The organism is Actinacidiphila acididurans (assembly GCF_016918855.1).
GTDB classification, from domain to species: domain Bacteria; phylum Actinomycetota; class Actinomycetes; order Streptomycetales; family Streptomycetaceae; genus Actinacidiphila; species Actinacidiphila acididurans.
In genome coordinates this window covers 21,749-38,701 of sequence record NZ_JADKYB010000041.1, presented here as the reverse complement: position 1 = coordinate 38,701, position 16,953 = coordinate 21,749, and the positions used below count along the sequence as shown (strand labels likewise).

Below are 16,953 nucleotides of genomic sequence, written 5' to 3'. Positions count from 1 at the left end.
CCCCCCCCCCCCCCGCCCCCGCACGGCACGAGCCAGCCCCTCCCCCCGCCACCGCACGGCACGAGCCAGCCCCTCCCCCCGCCACCGCGACCGCTCCCGCCGGCCCCTACGATCCGTCCGGGGCCGGTCAGGGGGTGAGCCGGTGACGCCCCGGGCCCGGGTGCTGGTGGTCGAGGACGATCCGGTGGCCGCCGAGGCGCACCGGCTCTACGTGGAGCGGCTGCCCGGATTCGAGGTGGCCGGTGTCGTGCACACCGGCGGGGCGGCGCTGAGGCTGCTGGAGCGTCGGCCGGTCGACCTGGTCCTGCTCGACCTCAACCTCCCCGACGGGCACGGCCTGCACCTGGTGCGCACCATGCGGGCGGCCGGGCACACCGCCGACGTGATCGCGGTGACCTCCGCCCGCGAGCTGGGCATGGTCCGCCAGGCGGTCTCGGTGGGCGTCGTGCAGTACCTGCTCAAGCCGTTCACCTTCCCCTCGCTGCGGGACCGCCTCGAGCGCTGGGCCCGCTACCGCAGCGAGCCCGCCGACAGCGAGGCGTCCGGCCAGGACGACGTGGACCGGGTCCTGGCCGTCCTGCGCACCCCGCGGCCGGCGGGTCTCCCCAAGGGCCTGAGCCATCCCACGCTGGAGGCCGTCACCGCCGCCCTGCGCGACGCCGCGGCCGACGGCCTGACCGCCACCGCCGCCGCGCAGGCCGCCGGCGTGTCCCGTATCACCGCCCGCCGCTACCTCGAACACCTCGTCGACACCGGCCGGGCGGTCCGCACCCCGCAGTACGGCCAGGTGGGACGCCCGGAGCTGTGCTACCGATGGGCGCGCGGATGAAGGGCGGCAGTACGGGGCGGGCCGTCCACGGAACAATCTGTTCCGCTGCCGGCGCAGCGCGCAACCACCGTACGGGCCGATCTCGTCTGCCCTGACGACCCGCACCGGACCGCGGCGGTCCGTGGTGGGCCGCCGCACGGGAGGAGATCCGTGCTGCGTATCCATTTCACGACCGAGGACCTGCAACGCGTTCGCGTCGCCCGCGCGCCCGACCCGCTGTGGGAGCTGATGTGCAGCGTGTGCCGGGTGCAGACCCGGCAGGGCCCGCTGGCCTTCGGCCACTGGCGGCGCAGCGCGCACCAGCGGCTGCGGGCCGACCCCAAGGCCCGGGACGCGCTGGCGGTGCTGCGCGCGCTGATCCCGCCGGCCGGCTACATCCCGGACTTCCTGACCCCGGCGCCGGCCGGCCCCGAACTCGGCGCGGGCCTGGAGACGGTCCGCGCCACCCCACGCGCCCAAGTGGTACGTGACCTGGCGCGGCTCGCGGCGACCGGCGCGGCGGGCGCGGCCGCCTACGCGGTGGTCGCCGGGCGCGGCGGGCTGGGCGACGTGACGGGCGCGCTGACCACGTACCACGACGCGCTGCTGGCCCCGCACTGGCCGCAGATACGGGCCGCGGTCGCCAAGGACGTGGCACTGCGGGCCCGGGCCCTGCTGGAGGGCGGCACCCGCGAACTGCTCACCGGGCTGCGGCCGTTCGCCACCTGGGCCGCGCCCGTGCTGGCGGTGGACTACCCGGTGGACCGCGATCTGCACCTGGCCGGGCGGGGGTTACTGCTGGTGCCCTCCTACTTCTGCTGGCGCCGGCCGACCGCGTTCGCCGACCCCGACCTGCCGCCGGTGCTGGTCTACCCGGTCGCCAAGGACCCGCTGGCGCTGTGCCGTACGCACGCCGAGGACGGCGTGGTCCGCCTGCTCGGCCGGACCCGGGCCGCCGTCCTGACCGAGGCGGCGAGCACGGAGGCACGCACCACGTCCGAGATCGCCGAGGCGGTCGGTGTCTCCCTGCCCAGCGCCAGCTACCAGCTCGGCGTGCTGCGCGACGCGGGCCTGCTGGCCAGCCACCGCTCCGGCAAGTACGTGCTCCACACGGCGACCCCGCTCGGCCTCGACCTCCTCGCGCCCCGCCTCGACTCCCCTCCGTCGGCGTCCCCGGCCTGACGCTTCCGCCGCCTCGCGTCTTTGCCTGGCGCAGAACCGCAGGGGAGGGCGGGGCGTCGTACCGTACGAGGTCCGTACGTGCGGAAAACCCGGGGGGAACTCACGTGCCGATACGCCGACTTGTCCGCCGCCGGGTGCCGGCCCTCGCCGTTGTCGCGGGAGTTGCGGCCGCCGCTCTTTCCGGGTGCCGGGCGTCCCAGGCCGATCCGGCGCACACGCCGTACGTCAAGCTGGACGGCGGCACGTACCGCGGCGCGGCCTGGGGGCTGTGGGCCTGGGAGCAGGGGTCCGAGCTGTGCATGATGCTGGTGCCGGCCGGGGTGGACCCCGGCCATCCGGTGGACCGGTCGTCCCCGACCTGGCCGGCGGCGGGCGGCGGCGGGTGCGGTTTCGACGACAAGGACCCGAGCAGCGGCTTCTACACCGACTCGACCGGGCCGGACGACAGCGGCTGGACCTTCGGCCCGCTCCCGGCCGCCGCGACCGGGATCCGTGTCGCGACGCACGAGGTGGTGGCCACCAAGCCGCTGCCGGCGGGCAAAGGCCTGCCGGCCGGCCGGTACTGGCTCCACTTCGAGCCGGCCGGGGGGCCGAGCCGCGCCGAGGGGACGGCACTGGACACGCCGCAGCCCCTCGACGCGCGCGGGCGGAAGGTGGCTTTCGCCGCTTTCTAGCGCCTCGGCGTGCGGTCTCAGGCGGCAGTGATCTCCGTGATCAGGTCCCGTACCCGCCGCTCGATCTCGTCGCGGATCGGGCGGACGGCCTCGACGCCGCGCCCCGCGGGGTCGTCGAGCTGCCAGTCGAGGTAGGTCTTGCCCGGGAAGACCGGGCAGGCGTCGCCGCAGCCCATGGTGATCACCACGTCGGACGCCTGGACGGCCTCGACGGTCAGCACCTTCGGGGTCTCGGCCGAGATGTCGATGCCGGCTTCGCTCATCGCCTCGACCACGGCCGGGTTGACCTCGTCGGCCGGGGTCGAGCCGGCCGACCGGACCTCGACCCGGTCGCCGGCGAGGTGGGTGAGGAAGGCGGCGGCCATCTGGGAGCGGCCGGCGTTGTGGACGCAGACGAACAGCACCGACGGGCGGGTGGCGGGCGTCGCGGGGGTGGCGGGGGTGGTCACGGCGGGCTCTCCGGATGAGGTGGTTCAGGTTCAGGGGGTGGCGGTGGCGGCGAGTTCGGCCTCGCCGTCCGGGAGGGGCGTCCGGGCCGGGGCGGGGGCGGTCCGGCCGAAGAGGAGCTGGGTCAGGGCCACGCCGATCGCGGCGCCGAGGATCTGGGCGGCGACGAAGGGCGCGAGGGAGGCGGGGGCGATCCCGGCGAAGGTGTCGGTGAACGCCCGGCCGATGGTGACGGCGGGATTGGCGAAGCTGGTGGAGGAGGTGAACCAGTACGCGGCGCCGATGTACGCGGCGACCGCGGCCGGTGCGTGGCGGTCGCGGCCGGTACGGCCCAGGCCGAGGACGAGCAGCACCAGGCCGGCGGTGGCCACCACCTCCCCCAGCCACAGGTGTCCGGCGAAGCGGTCGTGGGTGGACCAGCTCACCAGGGGCCGGGCGAACATCGCGTCGGCCAGCACGGCGCCGCCGATCGCGCCCGCGACCTGGGCGGGTACGTACGCGGCGACTTCCCGTACGGTCGGGCCCTCCCCGCTCCGCCGGCCGGTGACGTGGGCGGCGAGCGTGACGACCGGGTTGAAGTGGGCGCCCGAGACCGGGCCGAGCAGGACGATCAGTACGCCGAGGCCGAAGACGGTGGCCAGGGAGTTGGCCAGCAGTTGCAGGCCGACGTCGTGCGAGAGCCGCGTCGCCTGGATGCCCGAGCCGACGACGACCGCCACCAGCGCGGCGGTTCCGATCGCCTCGGCGGCGGCCCGGCGCGGCAGCGTCGCGGGGGCGGTCATGCGCTCACCGTGGCGGCCTGCGGCGCTCTGAGGACGGCGGCGAGGCGGTCCAGGGTGGCGGGCAGGGCCCAGTAGTACACCCAGGTGCCGCGGCGTTCGCAGTCGATCAGGCCGGCCTGGCGGAGCAGCTTCAGGTGGTGGGAGATCGTCGGCTGGGACACCTCGAAGGCCGGGGTCAGCTCGCACACGCACACCTCGCCGCCCTCCCGCGAGGCGATCATCGACAGCAGCCGCAGCCGTACGGGGTCGCCCAGCGCCTTGAACACCTGCGCCAGGCCGGCGGCCTGCTCCGCGTCCAGCGGGGCCGCGGTGATCACCGGGCAGCAGGCGGCGTCGTCCTGGTCGTCCTGACCGAGCACCGTAAGAGTCTGCGTCTGCTTCGACATGCTTCTATGTTGACGTTTTTCGATCCACGACGCAAGGTGGCATCAATGAACGTCGATACAGCCGGGTCAACGCCGGTGCCATGGAAGGGAGCAAGGGGATGAGCGAGCAGATCGCCGACGTACGCGGGGACGTACGGGAGAGCGGGGACGCGCAGGAGGGTGAGGAAGTACGCGAAACCGTCCGCCGCCGTTACGCCGAGGCGGCCCTGAAGATCACCGTGGGCGGCAGCGACGGCGACGGCTGTTGCGGGGGCGGCGACGACGGCGGCTGCTGCGGGCCGCAGGCCGTCGAGGTGGACGAGAACTTCGGCGCCGCCCTGTACGGTCCCGCCGACCGGGACGTCCTGCCCGCCGAGGCCGTCGCCGCCTCCCTCGGCTGCGGCAACCCCATCGCGGTGGCCGACCTCCGCGCCGGCGAACGCGTCCTCGACCTCGGTTCCGGCGGCGGCATCGACGTCCTGCTCTCCGCCCGCCGCGTCGGCCCCACCGGCAAGGCCTACGGCCTGGACATGACCGACGAAATGCTCGCCCTGGCGCTGGCGAACCAGAAGAAGGCCGGGGCGACCAACGTCGAGTTCCTCAAGGGCACCATCGAGGCGGTCCCACTTCCCGCGGAGACCGTCGACGTCGTGATCTCCAACTGCGTCATCAACCTGTCCACCGACAAGCCCGCCGTCCTCGCCGAGGCCTTCCGCGTCCTGACCCCCGGCGGCCGGCTCGGCATCTCCGACGTCGTCGCCGACGACGCCCTGACCCCTCAGGCGCGGGCCGAACGCGGCGCATGGACCGGCTGCATCGCCGGCGCCCTCTCCTTCACCGAATACCGCGAGGGCCTGGCAGCCGCCGGCTTCACGGACATCACCGTCACCCCCACCCACCCGGTCGCCGACGGCCTCCACTCCGCGATCGTGCGCGCGGTGAAGCCGCTCGCCACGGGTCGTTGAGCGGGTCGGTCAAGCGGCGGGCTCCGGCGCCGGGTCCTGGGCCGCGGTGAGGGGAGCGCCGGGGTCGCGGGTCCTGGCGCCGAGGTCGCGCAGGTGTTCCAGGGCGGGGACGGCGGCGGCCAGGGCGGCCGCCTCGGCCTCCGGCAGTTGTCCGACGAGCCCGGCGAAGGACTCCACGCGGGCCCGGCGGTGCGCGTGCAGGAAGGCGGAGCCCTCGGGAGTGAGGGCGACCAGGACGACGCGCCGGTCGGCCGGGTCGCCGCGGCGTTCGACGTAGCCGGCCCGCTCCAGGCCGCTGACGAGCGAGGTCACGGAGGGCTGGGTGATGCCGGCGATCGCCGCGAGGTCGGTGATGCGGCGCGGCCCGGTGCGGTCGAGGGTGCTCAGCGTCCCGATGGAGGTGAGGCTCAGCTCGCGCGATCCGCGAAAGATCAGCGAGGAGAGCAGTCCGTACACCGCGTCGGCGGTCCGCAGCGAGCTGTCGGTGCGCCCGTTCTCTGAGGTGGGAGTGGGCCTGCTCATGGTCAGAAGCATAGCTACCCGCCGCCTCTCCGCCAGGTACATTGGCAATCTATATAGAGCCCCTATATGATTTTCGGGCGAAGGCGCTCAGTGCGTGTTCCCTCGCCGAAAGAAGAGACGCATGACCGGATCCCCCGACAGCAGTGGGCCGACCGCAGGCACCGAGACCGCGGCACCGGCGAGCCCGTTCCGGCAGCCGAAGGCCGTCTGGGCGGTGGCGTTCGCCTGTGTGATCTCCTTCATGGGGATCGGCCTGGTCGATCCGATCCTGCCGTCGCTCGCCGTCAAGCTGAAGGCCAGCCCGAGCCAGGTGGAGCTGCTGTTCACCAGCTACCTCGTGGTCACGGCGGTGGCGATGCTCGTGACCGGCTGGGTCTCCAGCCGGCTGGGCGCCAAACGCACGTTGATCACCGGCCTGACCTTGATCGTGGTGTTCTCGGCGATCGCCGGCGCCAGCGGCACCATCGGGCAGATCGTCGGCTTCCGGGCCGGCTGGGGCCTGGGGAACGCCCTGTTCATCGCCACCTCGCTGGCGGTGATCGTCGGCGCGGCCAGCGGCGGCTTCGCGGGCGCGATCGTGCTCTACGAGACCGCGCTCGGCGTGGGCATCGCCAGCGGTCCCCTGCTGGGCGGCCTGCTCGGCAACGTCAGCTGGCGCGGACCGTTCTTCGGCGTCGCCGTCCTCATGCTGATCGCGCTGGCGGCGACCGCGATCCTGCTGCCTCCGACGCCCAAGCCGGCGCAGCCCTCCTCCATCAGCGAACCGATCAAGGCGCTGCGCCACCGCAGCCTCGCCACCACCAGCGTCACCGGGCTGCTGTACAACTGGGGCTTCTTCACCATCCTCGGCTACGCCCCGTTCCTGATGCACCTGTCGCCGCTGCGGCTCGGCGCCGTCTTCTGCGGCTGGGGCGTACTCGTCGCGATATTCGCGGTCTTCGGCGCGCCGGCGCTCAAAGCCCGCTTCGGCACGGCCCGCACGCTCTACGGGAACATGGTGCTGATGGCCCTCGACACGCTGGTGATCGGCATCTTCCCGGGCCACCCCGGCATCGTCATCGGCGCGACGATCGTCTCCGGCATCTTCATCGGCACCAACAACACCCTGGTCACGACAGCCGTCATGAGCATCGCCCCGGTGCCCCGCCCGGTGGCGTCGGCGACCTACGGATTCGTCCGCTTCATCGGCGGCGGCCTGGCCCCCTACGTGGCGGGCAAGCTGGTCGAGCACTACAACACCCACGTCCCCTTCGTCCTGGGCGCGATCGTGGTCGCCGCGGCCCCCCTCGTCCTGAGCACGGTCCACCGCGCCCTGGACGACGCCGACAAGGAAGAGGCCCACGCGAGCCCTTCCCACGAGCGCGCCGACGCGGAACAGGCCGTCCGGGAGACCCCGGGCCTGCCGGAGGAAGCGGTCATCGCCGAGACAGCCCTCGCGGAGGACCGCACCCTCCGCGAATGACCGCCGGCGGCCGCCCGCAGCGGTTGGATGGGCTGTGACGTCCGATCCGATTGCCGGTCCGTTTGCTGGGGGGTTGCGTGGTGGCGGGGTCCGTTCGTACGCGAAGGCGCCGCATGGCGTGGTCCTGGATCGCCGTGGCGGTCGCCGTGGCCGCGGCGACCGCTCTGTCGGTCAAGGACATGCAGGAGCGGCGCGAGCGCGCGCAGATCAACGCCCGGCTCGCTCAGTTGCAGGCGGACCGCGTCATCCCGGCACTCGACCGGGCGCTCGGCCCCCACAGGACGCTCCGCCGTGACGGGACCTGCGCGCGCGAGGACTCGCCGTACGTGGAGGTCCACTACACGACGGCGAACACCGATTCCGTACGCGAGGAGATCCTGCGGACCGTCCGCGCCGCCGGGTGGCACGCCGAACCCTGGCTCTACGTGGGCGACGACTACTTCGCCACGGACATGGACCGGCAGTTCGACGGCTGGCACAGCCGCCAGTCCTTCCTGAACCTGCACACCGGTGATCTCCTGGTGGACCTGGGGACCGCCGACCACTCCGGTTGCCTCTGGCTCGGGGAGACTCGAGCCGGCCGTCAGCCCTTTACGCAGACGAGCTGCTTGAGCTTGGCGACTACCTGGACCAGGTCCTTCTGCTGGTCCATGACCTGGGCGATGGGCTTGTAGGCGCCGGGGATTTCGTCGACGACGCCGGAGTCCTTGCGGCATTCGACGCCGCGGGTCTGCTCCTCCAGGTCGTGGGTGGTGAAACGCTTCTTGGCGGCGTTGCGGCTCATGCGGCGGCCGGCGCCGTGGGAGGCCGAGTTGAAGGCCTCGGGGTTGCCCAGGCCGCGGACGATGTAGGTGCCGGTGCCCATGGAGCCGGGGATGATGCCCAGGTCACCGGTGCCCGCGCGGATCGCGCCCTTGCGGGTGACCAGGAGGTCCATCCCGTCGTAGCGCTCCTCGCTCACGTAGTTGTGGTGGCAGGAGATCTCCGGCTCGAACGTGGGCTTCGCCTTGGCGAATTCGCGGCGGACGACGTCCTTGAACAGGGCCATCATGATCGCGCGGTTCCACTTGGCGTACTCCTGCGCCCAGAACAGGTCGCGGCGGTAGGCGGCCATCTGCGGGGTGCCGGCCACGAACACGGCCAGGTCGCGGTCGACCAGACCCTGGTTGTGGGGCAGCCGCTGGGCCTCGCCGATGTGATATTCGGCGAGCTCCTTGCCGATGTTGCGCGACCCGGAGTGCAGGACCAGCCAGACGGAGCCGTCCTCGTCCGCGCAGAACTCGATGAAGTGGTTGCCCGAGCCCAGCGTCCCGATCTGCTTGGCCGCCCGCTCCTCCCGGGGGTGGACCGGCCGGGCCAGGTCGTCGAAGCGGCCCCACAGGTCCTGCCAGCCCGCCTGCGGCAGCCCGTGCACGTCGCCCGGCTCCACCGGACGGTCGTGCAGGCCGCGGCCCACCGGGATGGCCCGCTCGATCCGGGACCGCAGCCGGGACAGGTCGCCGGGCAGGTCGGAAGTGCGCAGCGAGGTCTTCACCGCGCTCATCCCGCAGCCGATGTCGACGCCGACCGCGGCCGGGCAGACCGCGTCCCGCATGGCGATCACCGAGCCCACGGTGGCGCCCTTGCCGTAGTGCACGTCGGGCATGACCGCCAGGCCCTTGATCCACGGCAGCGAGGAGACATTGCGGAGCTGCTGCATGGCGGCGCCCTCGACCGCGGCCGGGTCGGTCCACATCCGGATCGGCACCCGGACGCCGGGCACCTCGGTGTACGTCATGGCTGTCCCCCAGGAGAGCGAAAACTCGAAACCTGTGCCGCCCGTACGTCGGAGGCACAGCACGTCGAACACCCGGCACGTCGGGCGCCGCGCGTCGTACCGGGACAATGCCGCCACTGTCCACAAAACATCACTTGCGCCGGGTTCGCGAAAAGGTCACCCGATAATCCGCCCCGACAGGCGCTTTCGGTGATGCGTGCGGTAGACATTGTGTCCACGGCTCGCTCAGCCGCGCCAAGGGTTTACCGCGGGCCGGGCGGGGCCGGAGGACGGGCACCGACACAGGAACCGCGGCACAGGTCCGCGAGACACAATCGGGCAGCAGGAATGCGGCGCAATCGCGTACAGGAAGTACAGGAAGGGGCCAGCCCAGTGCCAGTGGGGTCCACGCGGAAGGTGCCGGTCGCCGTGGGTGCGGCCGTCGCGGCCCTGGCCATGGCCGGCCTGAGCGGGTGCGGCGGGCACGGCTCGGCCTCGGCGACCGCCTCGGACGGCAAGCAGGTCCCGGCCGGCACGGCCACGGTCTCCCCGGCGCCGCCCGGCAAGTACCAGACCCTCCCGCAGCCCTGCGTCGCCGTCTCGCTGGACTCCTTGCAGCACCTGGTCCCGGGGCTGCCGGACTACTCCGGTACGGAGTCGCTGACGTACGACACCGACCGGCGGGTGGGCTGCCGGTGGCAGAGCCGTACGAGTGACGGCACCGCGCGGTCACTGAGCGTGGACCTGGTACGGGTGGTCTCGTACGATCCCGCGATCAGCGACGAGGTGCAGGCCCAGGACGACTTCTCCCAGCAGGCCACCGCCGCGCACATCCCCGCGGCGGTGGGCACCCCCAGCGGCACCCCGGCCGGGAACGGCAACGGCTCGGGCGCCTCCACCATGACCGGGCCCTCGGGCGGGGCGGGCACACCGGGTTCCGGTTCGGGCGGCTCCGCCGGATCCTCCGGTTCCGCGGGCGCCACGGCGTCGGCCTCCCCCGGGGCCGGCGGTTCGAACGGCTCCGGCGCCGGCCAGGACCTCTCCCCGCGCCGCCTCAGCGGCGTCGGCAACGACGCGTTCCTGGACGACGTGCTCAAGGGCCGCTCACGGCGCGACGTCACGGTGGTCTTCCGTACGGCAAACGTGCTGGTCACGGTGGTGTACTCGGAATCCGTCGGCAAGGGCGCCACGGCCCCGCACAGCGACGTCCTCCAGCAGGGCGCGCAGGACGTGGCCACCCAGCTCGAGCACAAGGTCAAGGGATAGCCGCGGCGGGACCCCTTAGGGTGGAGGGCCGACCGTACGGCGACCGAGCGCCCGCCGTGGCCGGCCCTGCGCCGGCCGGGCGCGCGAACCGTACGGCCGACGTACCGAGCACCTGACGCAAAGGACCCCGGAGCCATGGAATCACGACGCCGCCGCGCCGCCCCGCGCCGCCGGACGCCCGCCCTCCCGGGCCGCCGCACGGCGGCCCTGATCGGCGGCGCCGCAACCGTGGTGGCCGCCCTGGTGTTCGCCGCGTGCTCCTCGAACTCCGGCTCCGGCCACGGGGCCAGTGCCGCGCCCTCTGACTCCGGTTCCGCTTCGACTTCCGCCTCCGGGCCGGCCGGGAGCGGCGGCACCCCGACGGCGAGCGGCACAGGCACGAGTACGGCGAGCGGTACGGCCGGCCAGTCCGGCTCGGGCACGTCGGCCGACGGTTCCGGTGGCGTCGCCAAGTACACCACCCTCCCCGCCCCCTGCAAGGCGATCACCGCCGCCACCGTCTCCACGCTCGTGCCCAAGGCGAAGAGCCCGGCCGGCACCGCGGACAAGTCCGCCGACCTCCAGACCCGCGGCGGCTGCTCGTGGACCGGCAACGGCAAGGACGGCTACCAGTACCGCTGGCTGTCCGTCACCTTGCAGCGCTACCCGGACGATCCGCAGCTCGGCTCGGGCGACGACCAGGCGCGCAAGCGGTACACGCAGCAGCTGCAGGACCTGAAGAAGGCCGGCACCACCGGCGTCGTGACGGGCCTGGGCGACGAGGCGAGCCAGGTCAGCGGCTGGGAGACGGTCGCCAAGGTCACCTCGCAGAACGACACCGTCGTGGCGGTCAGCGGCAATGTGGTGGTGCTGGTCGAGTACGACGGCGCCGGTCTTGAGGGCAAGAAGAACCCGAGCCGGTCGGTGGTACAGAGCGGCGCACAGCGGGCAGCCAAGGACGCACTGGCCGCGGTCGCGGCGGCGAACACGTAACAAACTCCGGCCGCACGGCCCGCTATCCGTACGTTTGTCCGACGAACGGATGGTCCCGTCTTCACACCTGTATGGCAATCTAAGTCGGCCAGTCGCCGAGGGCACCGGCCACGGGGCAGCCAAGGGCAGGAGGGATCGCGGGTGGCCGCGATACGTTTGACCCGGACTCACCGGATACTTGTCGGCATCGTGGTGGCGGGCGCGGTGGTCATCGCCGCGATCGGGTTCGCCGGTTCGTACGCGGCGGTGCGCACGCTGGCCCTGCACAAGGGCTTCGGCTGGTTCGCCAATGTCTTCCCGATCGGCGTGGACGCGGGCATCGTCGTCCTGCTCGCGCTCGACCTGCTGCTGACCTGGCTGCGCATCCCCTTCCCGCTGCTGCGGCAGACCGCCTGGCTGCTGACCGGCGCGACCATCGCGTTCAACGGCGCGGCCGCCTGGCCGGACCCGCTGGGCGTCGGCATGCACGCGATCATCCCGGTGCTGTTCGTGGTCTCCGTCGAGGCCGCCCGGCACGCGATCGGGCGCGTCGCCGACATCACCGCCGACAAGCACATGGAGTCGGTGCGGATCACCCGCTGGATCCTCGCGCCTGTGCCCACCTTCCGGCTGTGGCGCCGGATGAAGCTGTGGGAACTGCGGTCGTACGAGGAGGTCATCCGCCGCGAACAGGACCGCCTCGTCTACCGGGCCAGGCTGCGCGCCCGGTACGGCGTCGCCTGGCGCCGCAAGGCCCCGATCGAGGCGATCATGCCGCTGCGGCTGGCCCGCTACGGGGTGCCGCTCTCCGAGACCGCCGACGCGGGCCTGGAGGCGGCGGGGATCGAACTGTCGTCGGTCCGGCGGGCGTTGGAGCCGGGTTCCGTCCCCGCGGCCGCCGGGACGGGCACGGAGGCGGTCGTGGCCACGCCTGCGGCCGCCGGTGCCGCCGCGGGGGCCGCGGCCGGCGAGACCGTACGCGAGGAGGCCGCTCAGGGCCCCGCTGTTCAGGCGCCGGCCGCTCAAGGCCAGGCACCCGCTCCCGCCGAGCAGGCCCAGGCCCAGGGGCAGCCCCAGCAGTACGGCCCGGAGTACGACCAGCAGCAGGCGTACGAGCAGCAGATGGCCCAGCAGTTGGCGCAGCAGATGTACGAGCAGCAGGCCTACGAGCAGCACCAGTACGGCCAGCAGCAGTACGCCGAGCAGATGCAGTACGCGCAGCACAACAGCCCCTGGTTCGCCGCGCAACAACAGCGGTACGTGGGGTACCCGTTCACCGATCCGCAGGGCGAGCCGCTGCAGCAGCAGGTGCCCGTACCGCAGATGCAGGCCGCGCAGCCGGAGCAGCCGGTCCAGATGGTGCCCTCGGGCGCGCCCGGCCGGCAGCGCCCGCTCGGCAACGTCGGCATGAACGGGCTCAACACGGTGAACGGCTTCACCGCGGTGAACGGCGACTCCCAGCCTCCACAGCCGCCTTTCCGGCTGGCCCCGGATGTGGACGTCCAGGTCGTCGAGCCGGAGTCCGAGCCGGCTGCGGTGCAGACGGTGGGCGCCGAGCCCGAGCCGGAAGTGGAGCCCTACCCGAACGCCGGGCTCGACCTGCCCGACGGCGTTTCCCTGGAAGAGGCCTACTTCGCTGCTTACCGCCGTTACGTCCGCGAGCACGGCGACTTCCCCAACGCCCGCCAGTTCGCCCGCTTCCTGCCCACCGTCTACAACGGCACGGCGCCCGAGGAGCGCGAGCTCGTGACGGCCCTCCGCGACCTGCGCTACCGCTACCAGTCCGAGGCGGGCGCCGAGGACATCCCGTAAGCCGTACGCGTCGTCGTACGCCGTAGTCCCCCCAGTGGCCGGAGGAGCCCTCGCCCCTCCGGCCCGGTGACTACTGCGCCCCGCCCAGCAGGACCCGCACCTTCTCCTGACCCACCGCCAGGAGCAGGGTGGGCAGCCGCGGGCCGGTGTCGCGGCCGACGAGGAGTTCGTAGAGCAGGACGAAGAACGCCCGCTGAGCGGACTTCATCTCGGGCGTGGGCTTGGCGTCGGCGTCGAGGCCGGCCATGACCTTGGGGACCGAGTAGACCAGGGAGGTCAGGCCGTCCAGGGACCAGTGGCCGTCGAGGCCGTCGAGCAGGAGCTTGAGCCCGGCCCGGTCGGCTTCCGGGAGCGCGGCGAGGCGGTCGCGGTCCGGCTCGGTGCGGACGACCGTGCGCTGCTCGGCCGGGACCTGGGTGGTGATCCAGTTCTCGGCGCGGTCCAGCCGGGGCCGCACGTCGTGGAGGTCGGACAGCGGGTCGGCCGGGTCCAGCTCGGACAGGATGCGCAGGGTCTGCTCGGGGTTGCCGGCGGTGATGTCGGCGACCGAGGCCAGCGTGCGGTACGGGAGGGGGCGCGGGGTGCCGGGCAGCTCGGCGCGGGCGGTGCGGACCGCACGGCCGTGGGCCGCGATGTCACCCGGCAGGGCGGTGCCGTCCGCGACCTTGCGGGTCAGGGCGTCCCACTCGTCGTAGAGCCGCTGGATCTCCTGGTCGAAGGCGATCTTGAAGGACTGGTTGGGGCGGCGGCGGGCGTAGAGCCAGCGCAGGAGCTGCGGCTCCATGATCTTCAGGGCGTCGGCGGGGGTGGGGACGCCGCCGCGCGAGGAGGACATCTTGGCCATGCCGGAGATGCCCACGAAGGCGTACATCGGGCCGATGGGCTGCTCGCCGCCGAAGATCGGTCCGACGATCTGGCCGCCGACCTGGAAGGAGGAGCCCGGCGAGGAGTGGTCGACGCCGGACGGCTCGAAGATCACGCCCTCGTACGCCCAGCGCATCGGCCAGTCGACCTTCCACACCAGCTTGCCGCGGTTGAACTCGTTGAGCAGCACGGTCTCGGTGTGGCCGCAGGCGCAGGTGTAGGTCAGCTCGGTGGTCTCGTCGTCGTACGCCGTGACCGTGGTCAGGTCCTTGCCGCATTCCGCGCAGTAGGGCTTGTACGGGTAGTAGCCGCCCGCGCCGCTGCCGTCGTCCTCGGCCGCGGCGCCGGAGCCCTCCTCGGCTGCCAGCTCGGCGTCGTCCACCGGCTTCTGCGACTTCTGGCCCTTCTGTGCCTGCTGCCCGGCGCCGGCGGCCGGCTTCTTGGTGCGGTACTGGGCGAGGATCGCGTCGATGTCCCCGCGGTGCCGCATGGCGTGCAGCACCTGCTGCCGGTAGGCGCCCGCGGTGTACTGCTCGGTCTGGCTGATGCCGTCGTACTCCACGCCGAGCTCGGCCAGGGCGTCGATCATCTGGGCCTTGAAGTGCTCGGCCCAGTTCGGGTACGCCGACCCGGCCGGGGCGGGCACGGAGGTCAGCGGCTTGCCGATGTGCTCGGCCCAGGAGGTGTCGACGCCGGTCACGCCCGCCGGGACCTTGCGGTAGCGGTCGTAGTCGTCCCAGGAGATCAGGTGCCGCACCTCGTACCCACGGCGGCGGATCTCGTCGGCGACCAGGTGCGGGGTCATGACCTCGCGCAGGTTGCCCAGGTGGATCGGGCCGGACGGGCTCAGGCCCGAGGCGACGACGACGGGTTTCCCGGGGGCGCGGCGCTCCGACTCGGCGATCACGTCGTCCGCGAAACGGGAGACCCAGTCGGCCTCGGTGTTCTCAGCCACGGTCCTCTTCTTCCTCTGTCTTTCTCTGTCGTCGGTGGTGCCGGTCCGCCGGCCGCAGCCGGTCGGGCCCGGTGCTGTCATTCTCCCAGACCGGGCGGCCCGGCCGGACCGGCGGCGGGCCCGCCTGTGGACAACCGGTCCGGTGTCCCCACTCCCGTCCCGGGCCTGTGGATAACCGAGGGCGGCGGGCGCGAAGCGCGTGGGACACTGGGAACCTCGCACCGCGTGGTGCGAGGTCACCGACACTGACACCACCACAGAGAAACGGCACACCTCCCATGGCCTCGGTCGCTTCCCTTTCCGCTTCGCTCCAGCAGCGTGTCTCCGCAGCCCTCGCGGCCGCGGTGCCGTCGGCCGCCGACGCCGACCCGCTGCTGCGACGCAGCGACCGGGCCGACTTCCAGGCCAACGGCGTGCTGGGCCTGGCCAAGCGGGCCAAGGCCAACCCGCGGGAGCTGGCCGGGCAGGTGCTGGCGGCGCTGCCGGCGGACGACGTGCTGGCCGGCGCGGAGGTCTCCGGGCCGGGCTTCCTCAATCTCACCGTGTCGGACTCGGCGATCACCGCAAACCTGGCCGCGCGGGCGGAAGACCCGCGGCTGGGCGTGCCGCTCGCGGCCGAGCCGGGCGTCACCGTGATCGACTACGCGCAGCCGAACGTGGCGAAGGAAATGCACGTCGGGCACCTGCGGTCGTCGGTGATCGGGGACGCGATCGCCAAGATCCTGGAGTTCGGCGGGGAGCGGGTGATCCGGCGCCACCACATCGGCGACTGGGGCACCAACTTCGGCATGCTCATCCAGTACCTGGTGGAGCACCCGCACGAGCTGGACCACACCGAGAGCGCGGACGCCGACGCGGGCGAGGCGTCCATGTCCCGGCTGGACCGGCTGTACAAGGGCGCCCGGACCCTGTTCGACGCGGACGAGGGCTTCAAGGAGCGGTCCCGGCGGCGGGTGGTGGACCTCCAGGCCGGCGACCCGGAGACCAGCGCGCTGTGGCAGCAGATCGTCGACGAGTCGAAGATCTACTTCTACTCGGTGTACGACAAGCTGGACATCGACATCGAGGACGCGGACATCGTCGGCGAGTCCGGCTACAACGACATGCTGACCGAGACCTGCGACCTGCTGGAGAAGGCCGGCGTGGCGGTGTGGTCGAACGGCGCGCTGTGCGTGTTCTTCGACGACGTCAAGGGCAAGGACGGCGAGCCGGTCCCGCTGATCGTCCGCAAGGCCGACGGCGGCTTCGGGTACGCGGCGACCGACCTGTCCGCGGTGCGCAACCGGACCGGCGACCTGCACGCGAACACGCTGCTGTACGTGGTGGACGTGCGGCAGGCGCTGCACTTCAAGATGGTCTTCGACACCGCCCGGCGGGCCGGCTGGCTCACCGACGACGTCACCGCGCGGCACCTGCCGTTCGGCACCGTGCTGGGCCCGGACGGCAAGCCGTTCAAGACCCGGGCCGGCAAGTCGGTGCGGCTGGAGGACCTGCTGGACGAGGCGGTCGAGCGGGCCACCGCGGTGGTGCGGGAGAAGGGCGAGAAGATCGGCCTGACCGACGAGGAGATCACCGCCAACGGCCGGCAGGTCGGCATCGGCGCGGTCAAGTACGCGGACCTGTCCACCTCGCTCGGCCGGGACTACGTCTTCGACCTGGACCGGATGGTCTCGCTCAACGGCGACACGAGCGTGTACATCCAGTACGCCTACGCCCGGGTGAAGTCGATCTTCCGCAAGGGCGGCGGCGACCTGAAGCCGGCCCCGCACCCCGAGGTGCCCCTGGCCCAGGCCGAGCGGGCCCTCGGCCTGCACCTGGACGCCTTCGGCGACACCCTCGCCGAGGTCGCCACCACCTACGAGCCGCACCGCCTGGCCTCGTACCTCTTCCAGCTCGCCTCGCTGTTCACCACCTTCTACGAGCAGTGCCCGGTCCTCACCGCCGAGGGCGGCGCCCCCCAGGTGGAGAACCGCCTCTTCTTGTCCGACCTGACCGCCCGCACCCTCCACCAGGGCCTGGTGCTGCTGGGCATCCGGACGCCGGACCGTCTTTAAGGGGTGGCCGGGGGGCCGCACCCCCGAAGGTGCGGCTCTCCGCGTGACTCCGTGACGCCCGGCCCGCGAGCCTACGGGGAAGTGTGCG

Annotated in this window: 16 protein-coding genes; 10 read left to right on the top strand and 6 right to left on the bottom strand. The window is 72.7% G+C overall.

What is annotated here, in order from left to right; translation table 11 throughout:
* The first annotated feature begins 142 nt into the window (after nucleotides 1-142).
* The 3 genes from ITX44_RS39700 (at nucleotide 143) to ITX44_RS39690 (ending at nucleotide 2,664) form a co-directional block, all read left to right on the top strand.
* On the top strand, nucleotides 143-829 hold the full coding sequence (locus ITX44_RS39700; RefSeq protein ID WP_205364825.1) for a response regulator: 687 nt from the start codon (nucleotides 143-145) through the stop codon (nucleotides 827-829).
* 150 nt (nucleotides 830-979) lie between these two features.
* Nucleotides 980-1,990, top strand: coding sequence for an ArsR/SmtB family transcription factor (locus ITX44_RS39695; RefSeq protein ID WP_205364823.1), 1,011 nt, complete (start codon nucleotides 980-982; stop codon nucleotides 1,988-1,990).
* A 104-nt stretch (nucleotides 1,991-2,094) separates the two neighbouring features.
* The gene (locus ITX44_RS39690; RefSeq protein WP_205364821.1) at nucleotides 2,095-2,664 is read left to right on the top strand and encodes a hypothetical protein; all 570 of its coding nucleotides are present in this window, start codon (nucleotides 2,095-2,097) and stop codon (nucleotides 2,662-2,664) included.
* A 17-nt stretch (nucleotides 2,665-2,681) separates the two neighbouring features.
* On the opposite strand, the gene ITX44_RS39685 is transcribed toward ITX44_RS39690, so the two are convergent.
* From ITX44_RS39685 to ITX44_RS39675, 3 genes are read right to left on the bottom strand one after another with little or no spacing between them, the layout of a single operon-like run.
* Nucleotides 2,682-3,113: an arsenate reductase ArsC gene (locus ITX44_RS39685; protein WP_307795705.1), complete on the bottom strand. Its 432-nt coding sequence runs from the start codon at nucleotides 3,111-3,113 to the stop codon at nucleotides 2,682-2,684.
* 30 nt (nucleotides 3,114-3,143) lie between these two features.
* The gene (locus ITX44_RS39680; RefSeq protein WP_205364819.1) at nucleotides 3,144-3,893 is read right to left on the bottom strand and encodes an aquaporin; all 750 of its coding nucleotides are present in this window, start codon (nucleotides 3,891-3,893) and stop codon (nucleotides 3,144-3,146) included.
* Nucleotides 3,890-4,279: an ArsR/SmtB family transcription factor gene (locus ITX44_RS39675; RefSeq protein ID WP_205364817.1), complete on the bottom strand. Its 390-nt coding sequence runs from the start codon at nucleotides 4,277-4,279 to the stop codon at nucleotides 3,890-3,892. Before ITX44_RS39675 ends, ITX44_RS39680 begins: the two co-directional genes overlap by 4 nt.
* A 98-nt stretch (nucleotides 4,280-4,377) precedes the next feature.
* On the opposite strand from ITX44_RS39675, the gene arsM reads away from it, so the two are divergent.
* Nucleotides 4,378-5,223, top strand: coding sequence for an arsenite methyltransferase (gene arsM, locus ITX44_RS39670; RefSeq protein WP_205364815.1), 846 nt, complete (start codon nucleotides 4,378-4,380; stop codon nucleotides 5,221-5,223).
* 9 nt (nucleotides 5,224-5,232) lie between these two features.
* On the opposite strand, the gene ITX44_RS39665 is transcribed toward arsM, so the two are convergent.
* Nucleotides 5,233-5,745: a MarR family winged helix-turn-helix transcriptional regulator gene (locus ITX44_RS39665; RefSeq protein WP_236062477.1), complete on the bottom strand. Its 513-nt coding sequence runs from the start codon at nucleotides 5,743-5,745 to the stop codon at nucleotides 5,233-5,235.
* Between the two features lie 121 nt (nucleotides 5,746-5,866).
* On the opposite strand from ITX44_RS39665, the gene ITX44_RS39660 reads away from it, so the two are divergent.
* Complete coding sequence (locus tag ITX44_RS39660; protein WP_205364814.1) at nucleotides 5,867-7,207, top strand: MFS transporter; 1,341 nt, start codon at nucleotides 5,867-5,869, stop codon at nucleotides 7,205-7,207.
* A gap of 113 nt (nucleotides 7,208-7,320) precedes the next feature.
* Nucleotides 7,321-7,881, top strand: a complete 561-nt coding sequence (locus ITX44_RS39655) for a hypothetical protein (RefSeq protein WP_205364812.1) — start codon at nucleotides 7,321-7,323, stop codon at nucleotides 7,879-7,881.
* On the opposite strand, the gene ITX44_RS39650 is transcribed toward ITX44_RS39655, so the two are convergent.
* The gene (locus ITX44_RS39650) at nucleotides 7,791-8,984 is read right to left on the bottom strand and encodes an RtcB family protein (RefSeq protein WP_205364810.1); all 1,194 of its coding nucleotides are present in this window, start codon (nucleotides 8,982-8,984) and stop codon (nucleotides 7,791-7,793) included. The two genes, ITX44_RS39655 and ITX44_RS39650, sit on opposite strands and share 91 nt — an antisense overlap.
* A 408-nt stretch (nucleotides 8,985-9,392) precedes the next feature.
* Between ITX44_RS39650 and ITX44_RS39645 the strand changes: the two genes are divergently transcribed.
* From ITX44_RS39645 to ITX44_RS39635, 3 genes are all read left to right on the top strand, one after another.
* Nucleotides 9,393-10,229 carry a hypothetical protein gene (locus tag ITX44_RS39645; protein ID WP_205364808.1) on the top strand — a complete coding sequence of 279 codons (837 nt, stop codon included), beginning with the start codon at nucleotides 9,393-9,395 and terminating at the stop codon, nucleotides 10,227-10,229.
* Nucleotides 10,230-10,364: 135 nt separating this feature from the next.
* Nucleotides 10,365-11,201, top strand: a complete 837-nt coding sequence (locus ITX44_RS39640) for a TrbL/VirB6 family protein (protein ID WP_236062476.1) — start codon at nucleotides 10,365-10,367, stop codon at nucleotides 11,199-11,201.
* A gap of 141 nt (nucleotides 11,202-11,342) precedes the next feature.
* A complete protein-coding gene (locus ITX44_RS39635; protein WP_205364807.1) occupies nucleotides 11,343-12,992 on the top strand; it encodes a DUF2637 domain-containing protein in 1,650 nt (549 codons plus the stop codon).
* A 70-nt stretch (nucleotides 12,993-13,062) separates the two neighbouring features.
* Here ITX44_RS39635 and lysS read toward each other — a convergent pair whose 3' ends face one another.
* Nucleotides 13,063-14,892, bottom strand: coding sequence for a lysine--tRNA ligase (gene lysS, locus ITX44_RS39630; RefSeq protein WP_205364805.1), 1,830 nt, complete (start codon nucleotides 14,890-14,892; stop codon nucleotides 13,063-13,065).
* Nucleotides 14,893-15,089: 197 nt separating this feature from the next.
* On the opposite strand from lysS, the gene argS reads away from it, so the two are divergent.
* Entirely contained in the window at nucleotides 15,090-16,865 is a 1,776-nt protein-coding gene (gene argS / locus ITX44_RS39625) for an arginine--tRNA ligase (RefSeq protein ID WP_205364796.1), read from the top strand.
* The last annotated feature ends 88 nt before the right edge of the window (nucleotides 16,866-16,953 follow it).